General features: G+C 65.6%; 22 protein-coding genes and 3 pseudogenes. 11 read left to right on the top strand and 14 right to left on the bottom strand.

Going from position 1 to position 24,656, the window contains the following annotated elements; all coding sequences use genetic code 11:
- Positions 1–115: 115 nt before the first annotated feature.
- The 3 genes and pseudogenes from C380_RS25940 to C380_RS20575 form a co-directional block, all read right to left on the bottom strand.
- A complete protein-coding gene (locus C380_RS25940) occupies positions 116–757 on the bottom strand; it encodes a response regulator (protein WP_369750505.1) in 642 nt (213 codons plus the stop codon).
- Between the two features lie 305 nt (positions 758–1,062).
- Positions 1,063–2,058 (bottom strand): annotated as a pseudogene (locus C380_RS25935) (tetratricopeptide repeat protein); the annotation flags it as partial.
- 605 nt (positions 2,059–2,663) lie between these two features.
- On the bottom strand, positions 2,664–3,314 hold the full coding sequence (locus C380_RS20575; RefSeq protein ID WP_043565694.1) for a response regulator transcription factor: 651 nt from the start codon (positions 3,312–3,314) through the stop codon (positions 2,664–2,666).
- A 179-nt stretch (positions 3,315–3,493) separates the two neighbouring features.
- Between C380_RS20575 and C380_RS20570 the strand changes: the two genes are divergently transcribed.
- Positions 3,494–4,570: a hypothetical protein gene (locus C380_RS20570; protein ID WP_015015775.1), complete on the top strand. Its 1,077-nt coding sequence runs from the start codon at positions 3,494–3,496 to the stop codon at positions 4,568–4,570.
- A 130-nt stretch (positions 4,571–4,700) separates the two neighbouring features.
- Here C380_RS20570 and C380_RS20565 read toward each other — a convergent pair whose 3' ends face one another.
- The 3 genes from C380_RS20565 to C380_RS20555 all read right to left on the bottom strand — a co-directional run bounded on the left by C380_RS20565 (position 4,701) and on the right by C380_RS20555 (position 6,881).
- Positions 4,701–5,837 (bottom strand): peptidoglycan-binding domain-containing protein, encoded by a 1,137-nt coding sequence (locus C380_RS20565; RefSeq protein WP_083871689.1) that lies wholly within the window; start codon positions 5,835–5,837, stop codon positions 4,701–4,703.
- Between the two features lie 150 nt (positions 5,838–5,987).
- On the bottom strand, positions 5,988–6,356 hold the full coding sequence (locus tag C380_RS20560; RefSeq protein ID WP_015015773.1) for a DUF2237 family protein: 369 nt from the start codon (positions 6,354–6,356) through the stop codon (positions 5,988–5,990).
- A 45-nt stretch (positions 6,357–6,401) separates the two neighbouring features.
- Positions 6,402–6,881, bottom strand: a complete 480-nt coding sequence (locus C380_RS20555; protein WP_015015772.1) for a DUF421 domain-containing protein — start codon at positions 6,879–6,881, stop codon at positions 6,402–6,404.
- Between the two features lie 154 nt (positions 6,882–7,035).
- Between C380_RS20555 and C380_RS20550 the strand changes: the two genes are divergently transcribed.
- From C380_RS20550 to C380_RS20540, 3 genes are read left to right on the top strand one after another with little or no spacing between them, the layout of a single operon-like run.
- Positions 7,036–7,734, top strand: coding sequence for a DUF4197 domain-containing protein (locus C380_RS20550; RefSeq protein ID WP_015015771.1), 699 nt, complete (start codon positions 7,036–7,038; stop codon positions 7,732–7,734).
- Between the two features lie 11 nt (positions 7,735–7,745).
- A complete protein-coding gene (locus tag C380_RS20545; protein ID WP_015015770.1) occupies positions 7,746–8,195 on the top strand; it encodes a YchJ family protein in 450 nt (149 codons plus the stop codon).
- A gap of 50 nt (positions 8,196–8,245) precedes the next feature.
- Positions 8,246–8,899: an HAD family phosphatase gene (locus C380_RS20540; protein ID WP_015015769.1), complete on the top strand. Its 654-nt coding sequence runs from the start codon at positions 8,246–8,248 to the stop codon at positions 8,897–8,899.
- A gap of 56 nt (positions 8,900–8,955) precedes the next feature.
- Here the strand turns inward: C380_RS20540 and C380_RS20535 are convergent, their stop codons facing one another.
- The 8 genes and pseudogenes from C380_RS20535 to C380_RS20505 form a co-directional block, all read right to left on the bottom strand.
- Entirely contained in the window at positions 8,956–9,642 is a 687-nt protein-coding gene (locus tag C380_RS20535; protein ID WP_015015768.1) for a glutathione S-transferase family protein, read from the bottom strand.
- Between the two features lie 154 nt (positions 9,643–9,796).
- Positions 9,797–10,558: pseudogene (locus C380_RS20530) on the bottom strand (IS256 family transposase); the annotation flags it as partial.
- A 70-nt stretch (positions 10,559–10,628) separates the two neighbouring features.
- Positions 10,629–11,030, bottom strand: a pseudogene (locus tag C380_RS24720) (pyridoxal-phosphate dependent enzyme); the annotation flags it as partial.
- A 45-nt stretch (positions 11,031–11,075) separates the two neighbouring features.
- Positions 11,076–12,176, bottom strand: a complete 1,101-nt coding sequence (locus C380_RS20525) for an NAD/NADP-dependent octopine/nopaline dehydrogenase family protein (RefSeq protein WP_083871635.1) — start codon at positions 12,174–12,176, stop codon at positions 11,076–11,078.
- A 146-nt stretch (positions 12,177–12,322) separates the two neighbouring features.
- A complete protein-coding gene (locus tag C380_RS20520; RefSeq protein ID WP_043565690.1) occupies positions 12,323–13,297 on the bottom strand; it encodes a tripartite tricarboxylate transporter substrate binding protein in 975 nt (324 codons plus the stop codon).
- Between the two features lie 81 nt (positions 13,298–13,378).
- A complete protein-coding gene (locus C380_RS20515) occupies positions 13,379–14,293 on the bottom strand; it encodes a LysR family transcriptional regulator (protein WP_015015765.1) in 915 nt (304 codons plus the stop codon).
- 106 nt (positions 14,294–14,399) lie between these two features.
- Entirely contained in the window at positions 14,400–14,981 is a 582-nt protein-coding gene (locus C380_RS20510; RefSeq protein WP_015015764.1) for a DUF4238 domain-containing protein, read from the bottom strand.
- The gene (locus C380_RS20505; RefSeq protein ID WP_015015763.1) at positions 14,981–16,117 is read right to left on the bottom strand and encodes an AraC family transcriptional regulator; all 1,137 of its coding nucleotides are present in this window, start codon (positions 16,115–16,117) and stop codon (positions 14,981–14,983) included. The genes C380_RS20510 and C380_RS20505 overlap by 1 nt, the downstream gene beginning before the upstream one ends.
- Before the next feature lie 106 nt (positions 16,118–16,223).
- On the opposite strand from C380_RS20505, the gene C380_RS20500 reads away from it, so the two are divergent.
- The 7 genes from C380_RS20500 (at position 16,224) to C380_RS20470 (ending at position 24,645) form a co-directional block, all read left to right on the top strand.
- Positions 16,224–17,954 (top strand): AMP-binding protein, encoded by a 1,731-nt coding sequence (locus C380_RS20500; protein WP_015015762.1) that lies wholly within the window; start codon positions 16,224–16,226, stop codon positions 17,952–17,954.
- Positions 17,955–17,968: 14 nt separating this feature from the next.
- Entirely contained in the window at positions 17,969–19,576 is a 1,608-nt protein-coding gene (locus C380_RS20495) for a carboxyl transferase domain-containing protein (RefSeq protein ID WP_015015761.1), read from the top strand.
- A 29-nt stretch (positions 19,577–19,605) separates the two neighbouring features.
- Entirely contained in the window at positions 19,606–20,115 is a 510-nt protein-coding gene (locus C380_RS20490) for a DinB family protein (RefSeq protein ID WP_015015760.1), read from the top strand.
- A complete protein-coding gene (locus C380_RS20485) occupies positions 20,112–20,897 on the top strand; it encodes an enoyl-CoA hydratase/isomerase family protein (protein WP_015015759.1) in 786 nt (261 codons plus the stop codon). The genes C380_RS20490 and C380_RS20485 overlap by 4 nt, the downstream gene beginning before the upstream one ends.
- Positions 20,898–20,913: 16 nt before the next feature.
- Positions 20,914–21,633, top strand: a complete 720-nt coding sequence (locus C380_RS20480; RefSeq protein ID WP_015015758.1) for a DUF4126 domain-containing protein — start codon at positions 20,914–20,916, stop codon at positions 21,631–21,633.
- Positions 21,634–23,661 carry an acetyl-CoA carboxylase biotin carboxylase subunit gene (locus C380_RS20475; RefSeq protein ID WP_015015757.1) on the top strand — a complete coding sequence of 676 codons (2,028 nt, stop codon included), beginning with the start codon at positions 21,634–21,636 and terminating at the stop codon, positions 23,659–23,661.
- A 63-nt stretch (positions 23,662–23,724) separates the two neighbouring features.
- Positions 23,725–24,645: a glyoxylate/hydroxypyruvate reductase A gene (locus tag C380_RS20470; protein ID WP_015015756.1), complete on the top strand. Its 921-nt coding sequence runs from the start codon at positions 23,725–23,727 to the stop codon at positions 24,643–24,645.
- The last annotated feature ends 11 nt before the right edge of the window (positions 24,646–24,656 follow it).

The raw sequence follows: 24,656 nt of genomic DNA, 5'->3' as shown, positions 1-24,656 counted from the left end.
GCGTGTCGGTGTCGCCGGTCGATGGCTGCGGATGGTAGGGGGGGCAGGGGATGGCTGCGTGCAGCAGGCAGACGGGCGGTGCACCGCTGGCAGACGGCCGGTGCCGTGGAGGCGCCTATTGGAAAGGCACGGGGTGCTGTTCCCGCTGGCTTTTGCCATGGGCCAGCCACTGCACCAACACCGCATGCAGCTCTGCAGGGTTCACCGGCTTGCGCAGCACCAGGTAGCCCTCGTCCTCGGCGTCCCGCAAGGCGGGCGCGTCGAACTCGCCGCTGACCATCGCGCCGCGGGCGGCAGGGCAGCGTGCCAGCAGCGTGCGCAGGATGTCAAAGCCGCTCTCGCCCGAGCGCAGCCGCTGGTCGCAGAAGATGGCATCTGGCACCAGCCCTTCGTCGAGCCGGGCATGGGCTTCGGCCCCGGTGGAGGCATAGGCTGCCGCCACGCCCCAGGCTTCGAGCATGGCGCGCCAGGCCTTGAGCACCTGGGGGTCATCGTCCAGCACCAGGCATTGGCCCTGCAGCGGGCGGCTCGCCACGGCCTGGTGGTGCGCTGCGGCAGAGGTGGTGGGCGCGCCTGCATCGGTGGCCACATGGGCTGGCAGCCGCAGCCAGAAACGCGAACCCCGCCCCGCCAGCGAGTGCACACCGTAGGCCGCCCCCAACTGCTCGGCACAGCGCGCCACCACGGCCAAACCCAGGCCGTGCCCCGCGTCGTCCATCTGGTCGGCCCGCGATCCCCTGTAGTAGGGGCTGAACACCCGGGCCTGATCTGCGGGGGCGATGCCAATGCCCGCACCTCCACCAGCCAGCCGCCACCGCGTGCGCGGGCACTCACCAGCACCTTGCCCTGCGGCGTGTACCGGATGGCGTTCTGCACCAGGTTCGCCAGCGCCTGGCGCAGCAGCACCGGCTCGGCCCAGACGGTGGCGCCACGGCGCGGCAGCCGCAGCCGCAGGGTCAGGCCGCCCAGGCTGGCCTGCTCGCGAAACAGGCGCACCACATCCGCCAGCAGCGCGCCGAGGTCCACGGCGGTTTTGTGGCCCAGTGGCTGCCCCGACTCCAGGCGCGACAGGTCCAGCAGCGCATTGAACAGCTGGCTCATGGCCTGCATGCTGGCGCGCAGATCGGCCACCAGCGGACGCAGGACCGGGTCGGTATTGCGCAGGCTGATCGTCTCCACCATGAGGGACATGGCGTGCACGGGCTGGCGCAGGTCATGGCTGGCGGTGGCGAGGAACATGTTTTTCTCAGTCAGGGCGCTTTCTGCCTGTCCCCGGGCGGCGGCCAGGGCCTCGTTGGCCGTGCGCGTGCGGCGGTACAGCCAGAAGCTGGCGCCCGCCGCGAGCAGTGCCAGGGCCACAGCCGCCGCCAGTCCTATCTGCTGCATGCGGCGCACGCGCAGCTCGGCATCCTGCACCCGGTTGGCCTGCGCCAGCTGATCGATCTGGCGCTGGCGCTCAGCGCTGTCAAAGCGCTCCTGCAAGGTCGCCACGGCCTGGTCGCGCTCGGTATGGAACAGCTCCTTGGCCAGCGCCTGCTGCTTGCGGGTGGTGGCCATGGCTTCGCGGTACAGGCCCGCTTGTTCATACATGCGCGACAGCTCGCCCAGCAGCTGTTCTTCGATGGGCAGGGAGCCCGCTTCGTGCACAAACCGGATGCCCGCCTCCACCTCGTGCACACCGGCCGCAATGCGGCCCTGCCCCATGAGCGCAAAGCCCAGGTTGGCCTGGGCCAGTGCGGCACCATTCAATTCGTGTGCGTCGCGGTAGGCGGCCAGCGCCTCGCGCATCACAGGCTCCGCCTCCGCATACGCCTTGCGCTGCAGCAGGACGTCGCCCAGGTTGTTCAGCGCCGTGGCCTGGAGCCCGGCCAGCCCTCCTGCGCGCGCAATCTGCAGCGCTTGGCGGTATGCCGCTATGGCCGTGTCGAGGTCGCCCTGCACGTTTTCGACGTTACCCCGGTGCAGGTGCAGCCAGCCCAGCGCTTGCCGGGCATCCAGCTTCTCGGCCAGGGGCAGCGCCTCGCGGATGGTTTGCAGCGCCCGCTCCGGGTTCTTCATGTCGAAATGCAGCAGCTCCAGATGCGTGCGCGACCGCAGCTCTGCCGTGGCCGCCTGGCGAGGCAGCGTGCGCGACAGCTCCAGGCTGCGCAGCAGCTGGGCCAGTGCCTCTTCAAACTGCCCGTTGCCGCTGTGCAGCGCGCCCAGCGTCAGGTGGTACAGCCAGCGCACCCAGGGGTCGCCTACGGTCTCGGCCCCGGCCGCGACTTGCGCCAGCGTCGCCAGCCCCGCACGTGTCTTGCCCGCCACGGCCAGTTGCCGGGCCTCAAAGGCAGCGGCCAGCACCTGCGAGGACATGTCGTTCGACGTGGATGCCAGCGCCTTCAGTTGCGCGATGGCCTCCGTCACCACGGGGGCCTGCCCGGTCTCGAAGGCCGCGTCTGCCAGCGCGGCGTAGTAGGTGCGCCGGGTATCGACATGCGCCGCGCGGGCAAAGCGTGGGGCTGCCGCCTGCAGTGCCTGCACGGTCTCCGCGCTGTTGCGCTGCGACAGGGTCTGCAGGCGGTCCAGCTCGGCCAGGTCCTGGGACGGTGTCTGCGCGCTTGCGGACAGAGCTCCGAACAGGCCCAGCGCAGTGGCCAGCACCCAGGGCCGCAAAAGGCGCATCAGGACAGCTCCAGCCGCCGCCCACGCAGCAGGGTGATGGCCTCCACCCGTGTGCGCACGCGCAGCCGCTCCAGGATGCCCGTCACGTGCTCCTTCACGGTGCTCTCTGCAATGTCGAGCTGCGACGCAATGCGCTTGTTGGGCAGGCCTTGCAGCACCAGCGCAAGGATCTGTCCCTGGCGTGCGGACAGGCCCAACTCTGCCGGTGTCACCGGCAGGTCGCGGCTGCGCGGCGGCTGGCTGCCGATCTGGCCGGGCTCAAACCACACCAGGCCGCCCAGCAAGGCTTCCACCGCCAGGCCAAAGGTGTCGGGTGCGGCCTGCTTGTGGATGAAGCCCTGGGCGCCCGCCTGCCGGGCCTGCGCCATCACCGCAGGGTCATCGTCGCCGCTGATCACCGCAATGGGGGTGCCCGGGCAGTGCGCGCGCACCTGCGCGATCAGGCCCAGCGCCGAGCCCTCGGCCAGCCAGAAATCAACCAGCACGATGGCTGGTGTGCCCCGCGTGCCCACCCAGCGAAGCAGGTCGTCCGCGCCGGAGGCCACCACCACGTCCATCTGCGGCATGCGGGCACGCAGAAATTCGGCCATGCCGTGTGCCACCAGCGGATGGTCGTCGAGGATGAGCGCGTAAGGAGAGGAAGGAGACATGCGGGGGGGCGGGGAGGCAGCCCGGCGGGCGGCCCATACCGAAAGGTATGCCTGCGGGCAAATTCTGCCAAGTGTTCAGCAGGATGGACAGCGCGCAAACCCTACCAGCGTAGGGTTTCGCATGGGAGGGGGTGCTGCACAGAATCCGCGCTCCATTCACCATCACGAGGTTTCTGTTCATGACACGACAAGCCAGCGCAACGGGTGCCGGGCGCACCTGGCACCCCGCAAGTCCTATCTTCCGCTGGGCCCCCCTGGGCCTGGCTGCCGCCTTGCTGGCGGGCTGCGGCGGCGGTGATGACAACAACGGCGCGCCGCCGCCCAGCGCGGGTGTATTCAGCATCGGCGGCGCGGTCAGTGGTCTGGGCGCTGGCAAGACAGTGACGTTGCAGAACGCCGGCAAGGACGACCTGACGGTGAACGCCAATGGCAACTTCGTGTTCGCCACGCGCCTGGACAACGGCATTGCCTATGCCGTCACCGTCAAGACCCAGCCCAGCGGTCAGCGCTGCACCGTGACGGAAGGCACTGGCACGGCCACCGCCAATGTGAGCACCGTGCAGGTGCGCTGCGAGAACCTGGCGGCGGCCACCTATACCGTGGGCGGCTCGGCGAGCGGCCTGGCGGGCGGCACCGTGGTGCTGCAGAACAACGGGCGCGACGACCTGTCGGTTGCCAGCAACGGCGGCTTCACGTTCGGCACGGCACTGGCGGGTGGCACGGCCTACGCCATCACGGTGCGCACGCAGCCTTCGGGCCAGAGCTGCACGGTGCGCAACGGAACGGGCACGGTAGGGTCGGCCAACGTGAGTTCGGTGGACGTGAGCTGCGCGACGGCGGCGCTGGGGCTGCCGGAGGGTGACTGGAAGCAGGGCCAGTGTTCCGTGGTGCGGCCTGGTGTGTGGGGGCGCGTGCTTTGGCGCATTGCCCGACAAAGCGATACCCGGGCAACGGCCGCACAAGGCGTCATGACCTATGCGACGGCCGACTGCTCGGGCCAGGGCACGATCGCGGGGCCGCTCACCGATCTGGGCGTGTTCAACTTCGACCGCAGCGGAAGCACGGCAAGCGCCACAGCTTTCTGGAGCACCTGGGTGACGCCGTCGGGCATCACGTCGCGCTCTGTGTGGACTCGCAAGGGTGCCTATCTGTGCGTGTTCGGAGACAGTACCCCCACGGTGTTTCCCACGGCAGCCAGTGCAGAGGCTTACGCAGACCTCATCATTGCCAACAAGGCCTGCTACACGCAGAACTGAGGGTGCTTGGGCGCTTCCTGGCAAGGGGGCTGCCCTATCGCCCGTCGCGTTCGATGTCTCCGCCGCGTGTGGAAAAGAGAGGCCCCCATGGATTGCCATGGCGGCCTTTTTTCAATGCTGAACCGGTCGACTACTTTGACAGCTCCACCATCGTGGCCGCATCCAGTCTGCCTGACTGCGTGATGCCCCGGCCTTTCTGGAACGCGCGCAGTGCGGATGCGGTCTTGCCGCCCATGGCGCCATCGGGCGTGCCCGCGTTGTAGCCCAGCTCATTCAGGCGAGCCTGCGCGTCGCGCAGCGAAAGCCCGGCGGTGGCTCCATTGCTTTGCGCGGCAGCACGTGCGGCCGATGTCTGCGAGGGCGGTGCGGCGCCGTCCACATTCAGCCGCCCGCCGCCACCCAGGCCCTGGCCCTTCACCGTTTGGGCGCGGTAGTTGCGCAGGGACTGCACCATCTGGTTGAAAGCATCCATGAAGGCGGCCGCAATCACCTTGCCTTCGGCCGTGTTGGAGTAGCCGCCCATGCGCGCGCCGCCCGAGCCGCCCAGGAGCTGCCCCATGGCGCCAAAGTCGGTCTTGGCGGCGCTGCCTTCCGAGGCTGCCACCTGCACGCCCGAGCGGTTGTCGATGAGCGTGAGCAGCGCGCTGGCCTCCTTGGTGTTCATGCTGCCGCCAATGGCTGCCAGCAAGCCGCCTGCGCGGCCACCGACCAGGCCGCCCAGCGATGCGGAGGCACCGCCCGCGTTGTTGTTCTGGAACACGATTTCGGGCGACAGGCCATAGTCCGAGGCGACCATCTGACCCTGGCCGAACTGGCTGCCCTGCCGCATTTCGCCCGACTGCATCAGCGCGCGCTCGCGCGTCATCGCGTTCATGCCGGCTGCGCCCCGCTCCACCACCACAAAGCAGTTGGACTGCTGCACCAGCAGGCGCAGCAGGTTGGCCGTGGGCGGCAGGCGGTACTGGTCGCGCAGGATGGTGTACCAGCCGGCCTGCTGATTTTCGATCAGCGAGACGGTGCCCAGCGGGCTTTCGCAGCGCTCCAGCGAGTCGCTGGCGCCGGTGGACGCACCGCCCGCAGCGCTGCCGGTGGCCACGGTCTTGGCATCGGCGCTGCCCATGCGCATGTTGGTGGTTTCGCAGCCGCTCAGCAGGGCGGCAGCGGCCACGGCTGCGCTGACCGCGCACAGGCGCAGCGGGGTGGAGGAACGGGGCAGGTTGGCAGCGGCACGCGCGCGCCGCAGCGGGGCAGAAAGGGTGATGGTCATGGTGTCGGATGTGGCCGCATGTGCAGCGAAAGGGAGGAACACAAAGTCCTGATCTTTCGCCGTGCGGCCAACCACCGGCAACCCGACAGAAGTAGGGTGGCAGCAGCGTCACACTCGGTCCTGGGTGCGCCACGGCCCGTGGCTGCTGGGTCAGCGGCTGGACAGCGCCGCGCTCTGCAACTGCGCCAGCGTCACGAACTCCAGGGCTCGCGCATGGGTGCACTCCAGGATCACCGGCGGCGCCACACCCGCCTCGTAGGCCTCCTTCCAGCGCAGGGCGCACAGGCACCAGCGGTTGTTGGGCTTGAGGCCTGCAAACCGGTACTCTGGCCGGGGGGTGATGAGGTCGTTGCCCCGCGACAGCGAGAAGTCCAGAAACGCCTGCGTCATGCGTGCGCAGATCACGTGGGTGCCGTGGTCGTGCTCGTCGGTGTTGCAGCAGCCGTCGCGGTAAAAGCCGGTCAGCGGGTCGTAGGAGCAGGGCATCAGCATGGTGCCCAGAACATTCAGTGCAGTCATATCGGATTGTGTGTAGGGGCGTTTGCAGGCGCTGGGCGCGACGGGTCAGCTTTCGTCGCCACGGCGGCGCAGCACCACGGTGATCTGGCCGTTGGTCTCGATGGTGGCGCGTTCTACCTCGTGCTCGTGCAGGCAGCCGCCGGCACGCAGCGCGGCCTCCACGTCGTCGCGGGTCAGCAGCTCCTTGCGCATCAGGGCCTGGTTCAGCTGGCCTTTGTTGATCAGCACCTGCGCCTGGCCGTCCACCCAGCGCCCGATGCGCGGAAAGTGAAACGCCAGCCGGGCCAGGGCCACGTGGCACAGCATCAGCGTGCTGGCGGAGATGAGCCCGCCCACCAGCGAGTTGTCGCCCGCGTTCATCGAGTTTTGCACCGCGTTCGACAGGATCAGCAGCAGGATCAGGTCAAACGGCTCGTACTGGCCCGTCTGCCGCTTGCCCGACAGGCGCATGAACACCAGCAAGAACAGATACACCACCACGCCGCGCACGACAAATTCCCACCACGGCACGCTCATTTCCCACATTGCAAGGTTCCTTGTTGGATGCTTGGGTGCTGGCAGTCTACGGCCTGCCGCGCCCCTTCGATTCGGTGAGCGAAAATCCCGCACTCGCCGTCTTTGCGCGCTCCCCTGGCTTCCCATCGGGGGCCGCCCTTGCTCCTTCTGAAAGAACCGATCTATGCAACGCCGCCAATTCACCCAGGCCAGCCTCGCCGGGGCTCTGCTGTGCGCCACCGCGCAACATGCCTGGGCCCTGTCGCTGGGCAATCTGACCAATGCCGATGCCGCCAGCGGACTCAAGGCCGCGCTGACCCAGGGCGCGCAGGCAGCGGTGTCGCTGCTGGGCCGCAATGACGGTTTTCTGGGCAACCCCAAGGTGCGTATCGGCCTGCCGGGCTACCTGGACGACGCCGCCAAGGTCATGAAGTCCCTGGGCCAGGGCAAGCGCATTGACGAGCTGGTGGTGTCCATCAACCGCGCCGCCGAAGCGGCGGTGCCCATGGGCAAGGACCTGCTGGTGGGCGCGGTGCAAAACATGACGGTGACCGACGCCAAGAACATCCTCACCGGTGGCGACAACTCGGTGACCGCCTTCTTTGCCGAGAAGACGCGCACGCCCCTGGGCCAGCGTTTTCTGCCTGTGGTGAATCAGGCCACCGAGAAGGTCGGCCTCACGCAGAAGTACAACGCCTTCGCCGGCAAGGCCGCGAGTTTTGGCCTGCTGAAAGCCGAAGACGCCAACCTGGCGCAATACGTCACCGGCAAGACGCTGGACGGCCTGTACCTCATGATCGGCGAAGAAGAGCGCAAGATCCGCCAGGACCCGGCCGCCGCCGGCAGCGCCATCGCCCGCAAAGTGTTTGGTGCCTTGCGCTGAGGGGCGTCACGATGTCTTTGCCGCAGCCTAACGACCCCTGCCCTTGCGGGCGCCTGGCGCCTGCGGGCTCGGGTGGCAACAAGGGCAAAAGCGCTACCCCTTTGCCCTTTGCCAGCTGTTGCGGCCGCTACCTGGTCGCGCCTGGGTTGGATGCCTTGGCAGCCCCTGATGCCGAAAGCCTCATGCGGTCGCGCTACACCGCCTTTGTGTGTGAGCGGGCCGACTACCTGCAGGCCACCTGGCACGCCAGCACCCGCCCGGCCACGCTTGACTTTGATGTGGGCGCCAAATGGCTCGGGCTGGACGTGCGCCGATACGCCACCACCGATGCCGACCACGCCGTGGTCGAGTTTGTGGCCCGCTACCGTGTCGCCGGGCGTGCCGTGCGCCTGCACGAGACCAGCCGTTTTGTGCGCGAGGGCGGGCGCTGGTTCTATGTCGATGGAGACCTGCATGGCTGAAATTCAAGCCAAAACCACCCCAGGCGCTAGTACAACGTGCCCCGATAGCTATGAAATTTGAAGCAATCCTGTTTGACTGCGACGGTGTGCTGGTAGACAGCGAGCCCATCACCAACGGCGTGCTGCGCGACATGCTGGCCGAGGCCGGGTGGGTGCTGACGCCCGAAGAGTGCATGCGCCTCTTCATCGGCAAGATGGTGCGCAGCGAGGCCGCGCGCATTGAGCACCACACCGGCCGCCCGCTGACCGACGAATGGATGTCGGCCTTCTACGCGCGCCGCAACGCCGCACTGGAGGCGCAGCTCACCGCCATCGAGCACATCCATGGCGCCGTCGAGCGCGTGCACGCCCACCACGGCGGGCGCATTGCCTGTGCTTCGGGGGCCGACCGCTTCAAGGTTGAGATGCAGCTGGCCAAGGTGGGCCTGGCACCGTACTTTGCGGGCCGCATTTTCAGCGGCCACGAGATGCCCGCCACCAAGCCCGCCCCCGACGTGTACCTGGCCGCCGCCGCAGCGCTGCAGGCCGCGCCCACGCGCTGTGCGGTGGTCGAAGACACGGTCACGGGTGTGACCGCAGGCGTGGCGGCCGGGGCCACCGTGTTTGCCTACGCCCCGCTGGACGACGGTGCCGCGCTGCGGGCTGCGGGCGCGCAGCACGTGTTTCGCAGCATGGCGCAGTTGCCAGAGCTGCTGGGCTGCTGACCGCAGAGCCTGTTTGTGGCCCCCCGCGCGATCGCAAAAAGACTTTGAACAGGTTCTCAGGGCTGCGTATCGGGTGCGGGCGTGGTCGGCACACCTTGCTCTTCAGCGGCACGCACCTGTGCTGCCATCGCCCGCTGGTAACCGGGCCGCTGCTGCAGCCGCTGCCAATAGGCCTGCGTGGCCGGGCCAAATTGCGCACTCAGCCCCAGGTGCTGCGCCAGCAGCAGCGCATAACCCACCGCCACATCCGCCGCCGTGAAGCGGCCTGCACACAGGTAGTCGCTGGTACCGTGGATCAGCGCCGTCTCTACGGCGCGCAGCCGCGCCAGAAACCAGCGGCTGTAGTCCACCACCACCTGCGGCTGCTTGCGCTCTGTTGGTTCAAAACGCCCATAGCGCAGCACCAGCGTCTGCGGAAAGGTCAGCGTGGCATCGCTCATGTGCAGCCAGTTCAGGTACGCGCCATACGCCGGGTGCGTAGGTGCCACATCCAGCCCCGCGTCGGGGTGTGTCGCCGCGAGGTACTGGCACATCGCCGCCGATTCGGTCATGCGCACCTCGTTCGGTGCGGCGCCCTGCACCAGCAGCGGCACCGTGCCCAGCGGGTTCTCCTCCAGAAACCACCGCGCCTTGGCACGCGGCGGGAAGGGCAGCATGTGGAGCTGGTAGGGCAGTTGCAGCTCTTCGAGCATCCACAGGGGGCGGAAGGAGCGGGCGCTGACGCAGTGGTGGAGGTGGAGCATGGGGAAAAGTGGGTTCTGGTCACAGTGCTGTAGACGACGGTGCAGCGATTGGGAAGCAGATGTTGCAACGCGAATCTGGACGTTTCAACCTAGCATACGCAGACTCAAAGAACTCCATGAGTTTGCTTGAACTGGGCAACATCTTCTGCACCGCCTTGGGAAAGACGGCCTCAATGGCGTCAGGGAAGCCCTTGAGCCCATCGACACAGGCAATGAAGATGTCCTGCACGCCCCGGTTGCGCAACTCGGTGACCACCTGCAGCCAGAACTTGGCACCCTCGGTCTGCGCCAGCCACAGACCCAGCACCTCCTTCTCGCCCGTCATGGTGATGCCGATGGCCAGGTACACCGCCTTGACCCGCACCGCGCCCTCGCGCACCTTCACGTGGATTCAGTCCAGATAGACGATGGGGTAAATCGGCTCCAGCGGTCTGGCCTGCCAGGCCTTGACCTCATCGGCCACGGCATCGGTCACCGAGGAAATCAAGCTGGGTGAGACCTCGGTGCCATACATCTCTTCGAGATGGGCCTGTATCTCGCGCACCGTCATGCCACGGGCGTACAGCGAGATGATTTTGTCGTCGAAGCCGGCCCAGCGGGTCTGGTGCTTGGGGATGAGCTGAGGCTCGAAGCTGCCATGGCGGTCGCGTGGCACTTCGATGGGCAATTCGCCGAACTCGCCCTTGAGGGTCTTCTTGCTCTTGCCGTTGCGGGTGTTGCCAGCGGGGTTGGCCACCGCCTCATTGCGTTCATGGCCCAGGTGCTCAGTCAGCTCAGCGTCCAAAGCTCGCTCGACCAGCAGCTTGGTCAACTGCTTGAGCAGTCCGTTCTCGCCGATGAGGTCTTCAGGCTTCTTGTAGTTGGCCAGCAGGCCGCACAGCAGTTCTTCGGGTACGTCGTGTTTCTTGGTGCTCATGGTACATACGGACAGGCCGGCTTGCGCTGGCGGTGGATTGTCCGTTTACACAAAATTCTGCACACCCTCTCGCCAGCTCAACAGCGTGTGAGCGCGCCTCTTCCAATAGCGCGCCATAGAGAACCACTTCGGCACCAAGCGCGCGTGCGATCCACCTTCACCATGGGAGTGAAGCGCGGCATGACGATCTCCGCGTGAATGCCCATGCGCTGCGCGTGATAGGCGACGCCTTGCGCATGGTTGCCGGCGCTCGTGGCAATGACGCCACGAGCGCGTTCTTCCTCTGTCAGCAGGAGCAGCTTGTTGCAAGCCCCCCGCTCCTTAAACGAAGCGGTGTACTGGAGGTTCTTGAACTTCAGGTGGATGCGACAACCTGCCAGGTCGAGAGTAGTTGGGACTCCACGCAAGGGGTTCGGGCAATTTTCCCCTTCAGGCGCCTCGCGGCATCCTCGATCTTCGAAAGCTCAAGCATATTTCTCCCGTGGTCACGCAGACTCGCTGATGCCAGTTACGAAGGTCAACGTGGCACACCGTTGAGAAATGCAGCTTTGATGGACACCGGGTCGTTTTCTTCCAGGCCCAGCACGCGTGCCGTGCGACCCGTGGCTTCGAAGTCGGTATCGCAGAGGATCCCGCTAATCCTGATGAAAGCATCCGTAAGCGGAAGCGGCAGTCCTATTTGTTTGGCCAACGAACTCCAGGTGACCAGACCGAAGGGGATGTCCTCCGTGAAGTAACGGTGGGTCAACGAGTCGGGTTCGGGGAACGCCTGGCGTCCGTAGCCCTGGACAATCCGCTCCACATAAGTGCCGTCGGTGACGCCGTAGGCGGCTTCGAGAAACTGCCAGAAGCTGTGTGTCTTTACGTCAAGAGCTGCCGCTAGAGACAGGCGCTCTTCATCCAGGGCGTTGATGACTTCTGCAATTCTGGGAGTGACCAGCGTGTGCTGAGGGAGCTTGTCCGAGTCCTCCACCGTTTTGATGTTCAATACTGCGGGGGGAACGTGATAGATCGCGTTGCAGTTTCCAAGGCCTACCGAAAGCGTGTCGGTGCCGGCCACGTAGCGATTGCCGAAGTACTGGCTGAGTCGGTTGAGTGCCTTGTCACAGGCCATGTGCGGTATGGTTGCCAGTTGCACGGCTTGCTTGATGGCTCCGATGTAGACCTTGGCAGGACCGCGCAGGCGGCAGGTATAGAGGCTGGTTGGCGTTTCCGCGATCAGGCAGGGAGGACGCCGAGCCGACGCAAAATGCCTCGCGAGTTCCAGCGAACTCCCCAGCACACTGGGCTGGAAAACCACCAATTGCTCCGGCTCCAGCAATGCAGCAAGCTGCTGCGACAAGTATGCATGGGCGAACGCTGGTGCTGCGACGATGACGGTGTCTGCGCCCTTGACCGCCCTCTCGATATCAGTGGTTAGCAGAGGTTTCGCCGCACGGCCTTCCACATCGCCTGATAGCTCGATGCCGCCGGTCGAGTTGATCGCTTCGAAATCGCGTTCCCACCGTGAGTACAGTCGGACATCGTGGCCGAGCAGAGTCATGTGGCCAGCGATGGCTTGGCCAACGTTTCCAGCGCCGACAATTGCAATTTTTCCCATGGGGTATGTTTCTTTCATGCAAGGTTATGAATGCACCGTTCGCATGAAGGGTGCGTGAATGAATTCGTGCCGCACCGCTTGCGGCTGCAACAAACATCCGAATCCGGGCTGTTGTCCCGATTGCCGGGTGAAAACCGGATACGTTCTGTACGGTCTAGGGGAAATTAGTCGGCCGTGATCCGGCCCTTGCGGATGACTTCACCCCACTTTGCGAGATCCGACTTGATCATCGCCGCGAACTGCTCGGGCGTCTTGATGTCGGTTTCGGAGCCCATGGCCTCGTACTGCTTCTTGAAGTTGGGATCCGACAGGATCTCATTGATGGTCGTATTTAGCCTCTTCACGATCGCGGGAGGCATGCCCTTCGGACCGACGATCCCCGCCCAGGTCACCATCTCGAGGTAAGGCGCTCCCGCCTGAGCGACGGTCGGTACGTCGGGCAACCGCGGCGAGCGCGTTGAGCTTGTGATGGCCAACGCACGAATACGGCCCGCCTTGACCTGTGGCTCCATCGAAGTGAAATTGCTGATCATCAGCTGGATATGGCCAGCGGCAAGATCGCCTTCGGCTGCCGGCGCGCTCTTGTATGGCGCATGGACCATCTCGATGCCTGAGTTCATACGCAGCATTTCTGTCAGGACGTGAAGAGACGTACCTTGACCCGTCGAGCCGAAGGAGATCATGTTCGGGTTCGCCTTCGCATATGCGATCAGTTCAACGAGCGTCTTCACCGGTAGGCTCGGCGTAACGCCAACGAGATTCGGCTGCGTAAACAGCGAGGCAATTGGCGTGAAGTCGCTCTCGATGCGATACGGCAGCTGCTTCGCAGTGAGCGTACCCACGATGAACGTGGCGAGGTTGTTGCTGCCGATGGTGTAGCCATCAGGCGCTGCCTTTGCAACCACGTCCATACCAATCGCGCCGGATGCACCGGGCTTGTTTTCAATGACGAACGGCTGCCCCAGCCGCTTGTGGAGCTCGATGGCCAGTGCGCGTGCGTGGTTGTCCGCTGCGCCGCCTGGCGCCGCAGGGACGATCAGTCGGACGGGTTTTTCGGGATACTCCGCACGGGCAGCCTGCAGGGGGGCGAGGACGCCGATCATGAGCGCTGCAGCAAAGCTGGGAATTCGGTACTTCAAGGCGACCTCTACGGTTGATTGATGGTGTACTGGATCCTAGGCAAATCGGTGACCTGCATCCATGCCGCCTGAAGCAACAACCTATTCGCGCGTGGTATGTGTTCGAGCCGCGTCGGTGGCCGACTTGAGCAGCTGGAGCAGCTCCCGCGCAGGCGCTCCCAACCGCGTGTCACTCATCGCGGTCGCGTATACGGTGTAGGTGCATGCAGGCCGAAGCGGCAACGTGATGCCTCCACGCTGGCGGTGCTTGGCACCGGTCAGCGGGTCTACGACCGACACGCCCATTCCACGCAGGACCAACTCACTGACTGTCTGGAAGAGCGACACTTCGATCATTGCGTCGACCGTCACGCCGTTGGCCGACAGCAGCGCATCCAATTGCCGTTGGAATGTGCCGGTTAACGCCACGAATGGCTTTCCTGCGAACTCCTTGACATCGACTTGCTTCGCGGAAGCAGTAAGCCACTTGCTCGTGCCGATGCAGACACAATCGGACGTGAACTCCGCGACGGTCTCGAGGTTGCCGATGGACAGCTTGTCCGCCGTGAGACCAATGTCCGCCTGCCTGTTCCGGACGTTGCGCGCCACCTCGAGGTACGAAGACACCGTGAGACTTACGACGACATCCGGGAACTTGGCGCGCAGGTGCTCGATGATCTCCGGCATCACCGAGTGTCCAATCGAAGGGATGGTACAGATCGATAGCCTCCCAGTCATTTGCTTTTGCAGCTGTGTCGAGAAGCTAGTGATTTCTTCGAGGCCGACGAACGACTGCTGGACCTTCGTCATAAGAACAATGGCTTCGTCGGTAGGCTTGACGCTTCGCCCGCTCTTCTGGAAGAGTGGAAAGCCGACGACCTTTTGCAAGTCAGCGATGAGTCGGCTCATCGAAGGTTGGGGAATCCCCAACGCATCGGCGCCCGCGCTGATGCCGCCATGCAGCATCGCTGCTCTGAACGCCTCTATCATGCGGTGGGTGACGGGTCGCTTTGCCATAGCTTTGCAGTGGATGCTGAGAGATTACGCCATTGCCAGTGTTGACGGTACTGCCGTCAAGAGCCGCGTGTGCATGGCAGCTTGTGGCCGATAGCCGACCTCCATATTACAGAATCGAGTGACGGCAATCAGCCTCAATCGGGCAACTGAGGGAATGTCTTGACGGCACGCATTTGGTCGCAAGCAGTCGAATGCAAGGTGGGGCCATCTGAAGTGGCCCACGAAGCCGCCCAAAATGAGTAACGGTTTCCTGCTCCATATCCCTTTTGTGCTTTTCCCAGTCTTCCTTGTTCTCCAGCAGCAAATCCAACATGCGCTCTGCCACCCGCGCGTGAAAGTCACGCATGCTCTCGCGTTGCTCTGGTGAGCGAACTGCGAGCACGGCCATCAAGTTGAGTATGTGATTTCTATTGCCGCCACGAAAGTCGCCTGACGAGGCGACGTCCCGTATTGCAGTAACGGCGTTCGATTCGAGTTTTCCAAGCTCATTCTCAAGCCAGTCTGGCGCGCGGTCATTGAAATCAAAGCGCATAAAGTCACGTTGAGCACAGACGTTGCGAGTGTTGGCTTCGTAGGTCTTCTGCTCTTTGAAGTCGTGGACTATCACCATGTGATGTTTCCCTCGCTTCCATCCGAAGCCACGCAGATAGCCCTGCGGGACAAAGTGGTGATTGCGGGATTCGGTCATCACGGAATTGTCGCTTGCGCCCTCCGAAACTCCGCCGGCGACTGCCCCGTCCACCCGCGAAACGCCCGGATAAAACTCTTCTCGTTCTCAAACCCCGCCGCCTCCGCCACCTGCTTGATAGGGCGCTGCGTGCGGTGCAGCAGCTCCACCGCGCGGGTGCGGCGCACCTCGTCTTTCAGGCCCTGAAGCGTGGCATCTTCTTCCTTCAACTGCCGGTGCAGCGTGCGCGGCGATACGTGCAGCAGCGCGGCCAGGGATTCGGCGCTGTGCTGGGGCAGGGCGTGGGCGGGCTGGCCCGGCAGGGGGGCGGCCAGCAGTTGGCGCACGCGTTGCACCAGCAGGCGGTCGCGGCGGTAGTGCAGCACGGTCAGGGGCAGGGCGTGCTGCAGCATCTGGCGCAGGGCCTGCTCGTCGCGGCGCAGGGGCAGGTGCAGGTAGCGGGCGTCGAAGTGGATGGCCGTGCTCGGCGCGTGGAAGGTGACGGGGCCCCGGAACAGCACGGCATACGCATCGGCGTGCGGCGGGGCATCAAACGCAAATTCGGCGGCGATGAGGGGGATGCGCGAGTCCACCATCCAGCAGGCCAGGCCGTGGGCATTGCGCAGCACCGACACCAGGCAGAACTCGCGCAGCGCGCCCAGGTCGCGCGCCTCGGTGATGGCCAGGGTGGCAGTGTCGCCGGTGGTGGTGAGGTGCAGCGCAATGTCGTCCGCCAGCAGGCCGTGGTGGCGGCACCAGCGGGCCAGGGCCACCTGCAGCGTGGGTGAGCTGATGGATGCTCGCGCCAGCATGCCGTAGCTGCCCCAGGGCAGGCGGCGGCTGAACCAGCCCAGGGCCTCGTCGTCCAGCTCCTGCATGGCGGCGTCGGAGATCTGTTCCATCTGCCAGGCGGTGATGCGGGCGCTGTCGTCTTGCAGCAGCTGCGGCGCAATCTGTGCCTGGGCCAGGGCGCGTTCGGGGCTCATGCCGCGCCGTTCGTAGGCCAGAACAATGGCGCGCACGAAGGCGATGGGCGTGGCCGCCGGTGCGATGGGCGTAGCGGCGGGGGCTGTGGCGGAAGCAGGCAGGCGGTGGGCGGGTGGGGCAGGTGGTTTCACGTTACAGAGTGTGCCAGCCGTGGCACGATTTGCAACCATTGTGGCAACCCGGCCGGGCCGTGGGCTTCTATGCTTGCCTATGCTTTCGAATGGCTCGCCCTGCGCGCTCTGCCCGCGCTGGCCGGATGACCGAGGAGACAAACCCGTGACGACTGCAGCCGCAACACAATCCGCACCGCTGGTAGACAGCTACGCCCGTGGCGCTACCGATGTTCCCCTGATCGAGCAGACCATCGGCGCCTTCTTTGCCGACATGGTGGCACGCCAGCCCGAGCGCGAGGCGCTGGTCAGCGTGCACCAGGGCCGCTGCTACACCTACGCCCAGTTGCAGACCGAAGCCCACCGCCTGGCCAGCGCGCTGCTGGGCCTGGGGCTCACCCCCGGCGACCGCGTGGGCATCTGGTCGCACAACAACGCCGAATGGGTGCTGATGCAGCTGGCCACCGCGCAGATGGGCCTGGTGCTGGTCAACATCAACCCGGCCTACCGCACGTCCGAGGTGGAATACGCGCTCAACAAGGTGGGCTGCAAGCTGCTGGTGACCATGGCGCGCTTCAAGACCAGCGACTACCTGGGCATGCTGCGCGAGCTGGCGCCCGAGTGGCACCACCAGCTGCCGGGCCAGCTGGGCTCCGTGAAGCTGCCCCACCTGAACACCGTAGTGTGGATCGATGAGGCGGGGCAGGGCGCCGACGAGCCCGGCCTGCTGCGGTTTTCGGACCTGCTGGCACGCGGCAACGCGGCCGACCCGCGCCTGGCGCACATCGCAGCGACGCTGAAGGCCACCGACCCCATCAACATCCAGTTCACCAGCGGCACCACGGGCTTTCCCAAGGGGGCCACGCTCACGCACCGCAACATCCTGAACAACGGCTTCTTCATCGGCGAGTGCATGAAGCTCACGCCCGAAGACCGGCTGTGCATCCCCGTGCCGCTGTACCACTGCTTTGGCATGGTGCTGGGCAACCTGGCGTGCCTCACGCATGGCGCCACCATCGTGTACCCCAACGACGGATTCGACCCGATCACCGTGCTGCAGACGGTGCAGGACGAGCGCTGCACCGGCCTGCATGGCGTGCCCACCATGTTCATTGCCGAGCTGGACCACCCGCGTTTTGCCGAGTTCAACTTGAGCACCCTGCGCACCGGCATCATGGCCGGCTCGCCTTGCCCCACCGAGGTGATGAAGCGCGTGGTGGAGCAGATGAACCTGCGCGAGATCACCATCGCCTACGGCATGACCGAGACCAGCCCCGTGAGCTGCCAAAGCAGCACCGACACGCCTCTGGACAAGCGCGTATCGACCGTGGGCCAGGTACAGCCGCACCTGGAGGTGAAGATCGTGGACCCGGACACCGGCGCGGTGGTGCCCATCGGCCAGCGCGGCGAGTTCTGCACCAAGGGCTACTCCGTCATGCACGGCTACTGGGGCGACAAAGCCAAGACCCGCGAGGCGATTGACGAAGGTGGCTGGATGCACACCGGCGACCTGGCCACCATGGACGCCGAGGGCTACGTGAACATCGTGGGCCGCATCAAAGACATGGTGATCCGCGGCGGCGAGAACATCTACCCGCGCGAGATTGAAGAGTTTTTGTACCGCCACCCGCAGGTGCAGGACGTGCAGGTGGTGGGCGTGCCCGACCAGAAGTACGGCGAAGAACTCTGCGCTTGGATCATCGCCAAGCCCGGCACCCAGCCGACCGAAGACGACATCCGCGCCTTCTGCAAGGGCCAGATCGCGCACTACAAGGTGCCGCGCTACATCCGCTTTGTCACCAGCTTTCCGATGACGGTGACGGGCAAGATCCAGAAGTTCAAGATCCGCGACGAGATGAAGGACCAGCTGGGTCTGGAAGAACAGAAAACCGCTTGAAAGAGCAAGACCGTATGACCATTCTCGACACCCAACTCAACGCCCGCTCGGCGGACTTTCTGGCCAATGCCGCCGCCATGCGTACGCTGGTCGACGACCTGCGCGCCCAGCTCGACAAGGTGGCCCAGGGCGGCGGCGAAGCCGCGCGTGCCAAGCACACCGCACGCGGCAAGCTGCTGCCGCGTGAGCGCGTGCAAATGCTGCTGGACCCCGGTACGCCGTTCCTCGAACTCGCGCCGCTGGCTGCGCTGAACATGTACAACAACGACGCACCCTGCGCGGGGCTCATCGCCGGCATTGGCCGCGTGAGTGGCGTGGACTGCATGATCGTGTGCAACGACGCCACGGTGAAGGGCGGCACCTACTACCCGCTCACCGTCAAGAAGCACCTGCGTGCCCAAGAGGTGGCGCAGCAGAACCACTTGCCCTGCATCTACCTGGTGGACTCCGGCGGCGCCAACCTGCCCAACCAGGACGAGGTGTTCCCCGACCGCGACCACTTCGGCCGCATCTTCTTCAACCAGGCCAACATGAGCGCCATGGGCATCAGCCAGATCGCCGTGGTCATGGGCTCGTGCACGGCGGGCGGCGCCTACGTTCCCGCGATGAGCGACGAGTCCATCATCGTCAAGAACCAGGGCACCATCTTTTTGGGTGGCCCGCCGTTGGTCAAAGCCGCCACGGGCGAGGTGGTGAGCGCCGAAGACCTGGGCGGTGGCGATGTGCACACGCGCCTGTCGGGCGTGGCCGACCACCTCGCGCAGAACGATCTGCACGCACTGCAGCTGGCACGCAATGCGGTGCGAAATTTGAATAAGAACAAGCCTCTAGCGCCCGCAGATCAAGCGCAGGTAGCTCCTAAATTTGCAGCAGAAGAACTCTACGGCGTGATCCCTGTGGACACGCGCAAGCCCTTTGATGTGCGCGAGATCATTGCCCGCATCGTGGATGGCAGCGAGTTCGACGAGTTCAAGGCGCGCTACGGCACCACGCTGGTTTGCGGCTTTGCACGCATCGAGGGGATGATGGTCGGCATCATCGCCAACAACGGCATCTTGTTCAGCGAGTCGGCCCTGAAGGGCGCGCACTTCATCGAGCTGTGCTGCCAGCGCAAGATTCCGCTCGTGTTCCTGCAGAACATCACCGGCTTCATGGTCGGCCGCAAGTACGAAAACGAAGGCATTGCCCGCAACGGTGCCAAGATGGTCACGGCCGTGGCCACGGCGAGCGTTCCCAAGTTCACCATCATCATTGGCGGCAGCTTTGGCGCGGGCAACTACGGCATGTGCGGCCGCGCGTACAGCCCCCGCTTCCTGTGGATGTGGCCCAACGCGCGCATCAGCGTCATGGGCGGCGAGCAGGCCGCTGGCGTGCTGGCCACGGTGAAGCGCGACGGCATCGAGGCCAAGGGCGGGCAGTGGAGCATGGAGGAAGAAGAAGCCTTCAAGGCCCCCATCCGCCGCCAGTACGAAGACCAGGGCCACCCCTACTACGCTACTGCCCGCCTTTGGGACGACGGCGTGATCGACCCCGCCGACACCCGCCGCGTGCTGGCGCTGGGCCTGGCCGCCACGCGCAACGCGCCCATTGAAGACACCAAGTTCGGCCTGTTCCGGATGTAACCCCACCAAAGCCGGAACCGAGAGCTGCGATGGACGCTGTTGACCACTTCACCCAGCTGGCACGCTACAACGTGTGGGCCACGGCGCGCGTGCTCGATGGCGTGCGGGCGCTGCCGGAGGAGGCCTACCGGCGCGACGTAGGCCTGTTCTTCAAAAGCGTCCACGGCACGCTCAACCACCTGCTGGTGGGCGAGCACCATTTATGGTTTGTGCGCTTTGCCGAAGGCATCTCGCCCAAGGTGGCGCTGGACGCCGAGCTGGAGAGTGACCGCGCGCAGCTCGATGCCCGCCTGCGCGAAGGCGCGGACCGTTGGGTGCCGCTGATTGCGTCGTTCTCGCCCGAGCGCTGGACCGGCACGCTCGACTACACCACCATGCGCGGCACGGCGGCATCGCTGCCTTTTGCCGCCACGTTGGCGCATGTGTTCAACCACGGCACACACCACCGGGGCCAGATCACTGCGGCATTGACCGCGCTGGGCCAGCCGTGCCCCGAGCTGGACCTTGTCTACTTTCTGCAAAACCCGTCCAAGCCATGAGCAGCCAGAACCTTTCCATCACCCAGACCGGCGCCGTGGCGCGCATCACGCTCACGCAGCCGGAGATTCGCAACGCGTTCAGCGACGAAGTCATTGCCGAGATCACCGCCGCCTTCATCGATGTGGGTGGGCGCGCCGATGTGCGCGTCGTGGTGCTGGCGGCCGAAGGACCGGCCTTTTGCGCCGGTGCCAACCTCAACTGGATGCGCCGAATGGCCGACTACACGCGCGATGAAAACATCGCCGACGCGGGCAAGCTGGCCGAGATGTTGCGCGTGATTTATGAATGCCCCAAGCCTACGATTGCCCGCGTGCAGGGCGACGTGTACGCCGGGGGCATGGGCCTGGTGGCCGCGTGCGACATGGCCGTGGCAGTGGACACGGCGGGCTTCTGCCTCAGCGAAGTGAAGTTGGGGCTCATCCCCGCCACCATCAGTCCTTATGTGATCCGTGCCATGGGTGCGCGCGCTGCGCACCGTTACTTTCTGACGGCCGAGCGATTTGGCGCGGCCGAGGCGCTGCGCATCGGCTTTGTGCACGAGGTGGTGGCTGCTGATCAGCTCGATGCCAAAGTGGACGAACTGCTCAAGGCCCTGACCGCCGCCAGTCCCAACGCCGTGCGCGTGTGCAAGAAGCTGGTGATGGATGTGGCCGAGCGCGAGATCAACGCCGGGCTGATTGCCGCCACCGTGCAGGGCATCGCCGACATCCGCGCCAGCGACGAGGGCAAGGAAGGCGTGCAGTCGTTCCTCAACAAGCGCAAACCCGCCTGGTTGGGCTGATCGGTACAAGCAGACCATGGACACCCTCTGGTTCAACATCGTGCAGTGGCTCCACACGCTGGGGCTGCATGTGGATGGCGGCACGGCGCGCGCTGTGGGCGATGCGGCGGCCAACGCCACGGCGCAGCTCGACATGCCCGGCCTCCTGGCCCTGGCGGCCGCGCTGGGGTGGGCGAGCGGGTTTCGGCTGTATGCCGTGGTCTTCATCGTGGGCGGGATGGGCGCACTCGGCTGGCTGGCGCTGCCGCCGGGCCTGCAGGTGCTGCAAAGCCCGCTGGTGCTGCTGGTGGCCGGCAGCCTGATGCTGGTCGAATTCTTTGCCGACAAGGTGCCGTGGGTGGACAGCGCCTGGGACGCCGTGCACGCGTTCATCCGCGTGCCGGGGGGCGCGCTGCTGGCTGCAGGCGTGTTCGGTGCCGATAACGCCACGATGGGCGTGGTGGCGGGGCTGCTGGGCGGGTCGCTCGCCGCCACATCGCTGGCCACCAAGATGACCACGCGTGCAGCGGCCAACACTTCGCCGGAGCCGTTCTCCAACTGGGGGCTGTCGTTCTTCGAAGATGGCCTGGTGATCGCCGTGGTCTGGCTCGCCACCCAGCACCCGGTGGCCTTTGGCGTCGCGCTGGTGCTGATGGTGGCCGTGTCGGTGCTGTTGCTGGTGGTGCTGTTCAAGTTTCTGCGCGCCGTGGTGCGGCGCTTGTCTTCTTTCTTTTCTGGTTCTGCCAAGGTGGCCTAAATGTTCAAAAAAATTCTGATTGCCAATCGCGGAGAGATCGCTTGCCGGGTGGCGGCCACTGCGCGTCGTCTTGGTGTGAAGACCGTCGCTGTGTATTCCGACGCCGATGCCAACGCCAAACACGTGGCCGTCTGCGACGAGGCGGTGCACATTGGCGGCAGCGCGCCCAAGGACAGCTATCTGCGCTGGGAGCGCATCATTGAAGCCGCCAAGGCCACGGGCGCGCAGGCCATTCACCCTGGCTACGGCTTTCTGAGCGAGAACGAAGACTTCGCCAAGGCCTGTGCCGACGCGGGCCTGGTCTTCATCGGCCCGCCCGCCAGTGCCATCAATGCCATGGGGCTCAAGGCCGAGTCCAAGCGCCTGATGGAGCAGGCCCAGGTGCCCCTGGTGCCGGGTTACCACGGTGCGGACCAGGACCCCGCGCTGCTGCAACGCGAGGCCGACCGCATTGGCTACCCCGTGCTCATCAAGGCCAGCGCGGGTGGTGGTGGCAAGGGCATGCGTGCCGTGGACAAGGCCGAGGACTTTGCGGCGGCGCTCGAATCGTGCAAGCGCGAAGCCATCAACAGCTTTGGCGACGATGCGGTGCTGGTGGAGAAATACGTGCAGCGCCCCCGCCACATCGAGATCCAGGTGTTTGGCGACACGCACGGCAACTGCGTGTACCTGTTTGAGCGCGACTGCTCGGTGCAGCGCCGCCACCAGAAGGTGCTGGAAGAAGCCCCCGCCCCCGGCATGACGCCGGAGCTGCGTGCTCGCATGGGCGAGGCCGCCGTGGCCGCCGCGCGTGCCGTGAACTACGTGGGTGCGGGCACGGTGGAGTTCATCGTCGAGCAGCCCGGCGGCTACGACGCGCCCGAGCAGATGAAGTTCTACTTCATGGAGATGAACACCCGCCTCCAGGTGGAGCACCCCGTGACCGAAGCCATTACCGGCCTGGACCTGGTGGAGTGGCAGCTGCGCGTGGCGTCGGGCGAACCGCTGCCGCTGAAGCAGGAAGACCTGCGCATCACCGGCCACGCCATCGAGGCGCGCATCTGCGCCGAGAACCCCGACAACAACTTCCTGCCCGCCACCGGCGCGCTGAATGTGTACGCCTTGCCGGAATGCGTGACGTTTGAAAGAGGTGCAGTACGCGTTGATTCCGGCGTGCGCCAGGGCGATGCAATCAGCCCGTTCTACGACTCCATGGTGGCCAAGCTCATCGTGCACGGCGACACGCGCGAGCAGGCGCTGGCGCGGCTCGATGAAGCGCTGGCGCAGACCCACATCGTGGGCCTGGCCACCAACGTACAGTTTCTGCGCCGCGTGGCGAAGACGGCGGCATTCGCGCAGGCCCAGCTCGACACCGCGCTGATCCAACGCGAGCAGGCTGTGCTGTTCCACCAGGAACCCGTGGGTCTGCCGCTGGCTGCGGCTGCCGCCATTGCACAGACCCTGTTGCAAGAGCGTGCCAGCGAAGGCGCCGACCCGTTCAGCCGCCGCGATGGCTTCCACACCCATGGTGTGGTGCAGCGACGGTTCGAGTTCGATTTTGGTGGAGCACATGCCAAGGCCTGGCTGACGTACGAGCGTGGCGGCAATCTGCATCTCGCCGTTGGCGAGGGCGACGCTGCCGTGGCCGGTCCGCTGGTGTTTGCGGCCATTCCCGGCGGCATCGAGCTGCAGTTTGCCGGCCAGCGTACGCGCGCTGCCGTGTATGCGCAGGGCGAGGTGGACCATGTCTTCACTCCGCTGGGTGCCACGCAGATCACGTCCATCGACCTGCTGGCCCATTCGGGCGAGTCGGCGGCCGAAGGCGGGCGCCTGACGGCCCCCATGCCCGGCAAGGTCGTGTCGTTTGCCGTGAAGGCGGGCGATGCCGTGACCAAGGGCCAGCCGCTGGCAGTGATGGAAGCCATGAAGATGGAGCACACGATTGCAGCGCCCGCCGATGGCGTGGTGCAGGAGCTGCTGTATGCCCCCGGCGACCAGGTGACCGAAGGGGCCGAGCTGCTCAAGCTCGTGGTGGCTGAGAAGGCGTAAGCCCCATCGGGGCACCCCGTGCGTGACAGCGCGGGGTGCGCAATGCGGCTACGCTCGGGGCCCATGAAAATCACCTTTTGCTGTACCGATGCCAAGCCCGAGCCCTGGCTCCAGGGCTTTTCCGCCGCGCTGCCCGGCGCTGAGATTTCTGTGTGGCAGCCCGGCGCTCCCCAGGCCGACTATGCCGTCGTCTGGGCCCCGCCCCAGCAGTTCATGGACGAGCAGCCCGCGCTCAAGGCCCTGTTCAACATCGGTGCGGGGGTGGATGCCCTGCTCAAGCTGCGCCTGCCGCCCCAGGCCCTGGTGGTGCGCCTGGACGACGCGGGCATGGCTGTGCAGATGGCCGAATATGTGTGCCATGCGGTCATCCGCCACTTCCGCGAGTTGGACGGCTACGAGGCCGACACGGCCGCCGGGCGCTGGGGTTACCGCAAGCCGCGCCTGCGCAGCGACTACCCCATCGGCGTGATGGGCCTGGGCGTGCTGGGTGAGCGCGTGGCCAAGGCGCTGGCGCAGTTTGACTTTCCGATCAACGGCTGGAGCCGCAGCCCCAAGGCCATTGAGGGTGTGCGCGCGTTTGCGGGGGCGGACCAGTTCAACGATTTTCTGGCCGCAAGCCGCGTTCTGGTCAATCTGCTGCCCCTCACGCCCGACACCGCCGACGTGATCAATAAGGACACGCTGGCCCGGCTGCAGCCCGGCGCCTACGTCATCAACGTGGCGCGCGGAGCGCATCTGGTGGACGGGGATTTGCTGGCCGCGATCGACAGCGGGCATGTGGCGGGCGCCACGCTGGATGTTTTCCGCACTGAGCCGCTGCCCGCGGGCCACCCTTTCTGGACGCACCCCCGCATCACCGTCACGCCACACACCTCGGCGCGCACGTTGCGTGAGGAAAGCATCGCCCAGATCGCGCGCAAGATGGTGGCGCTGGAGCGGGGCGAGGCCGTGGCCGGAGTGGTGAACCCGGGGCGCGGCTACTGAGTCAATGTCCC

Source organism: Acidovorax sp. KKS102, from assembly GCF_000302535.1.
GTDB lineage: Bacteria > Pseudomonadota > Gammaproteobacteria > Burkholderiales > Burkholderiaceae_C > Acidovorax.
Note: the sequence above shows the minus strand (reverse complement) of the source record. Positions and strands in the feature narration are given on the sequence as shown.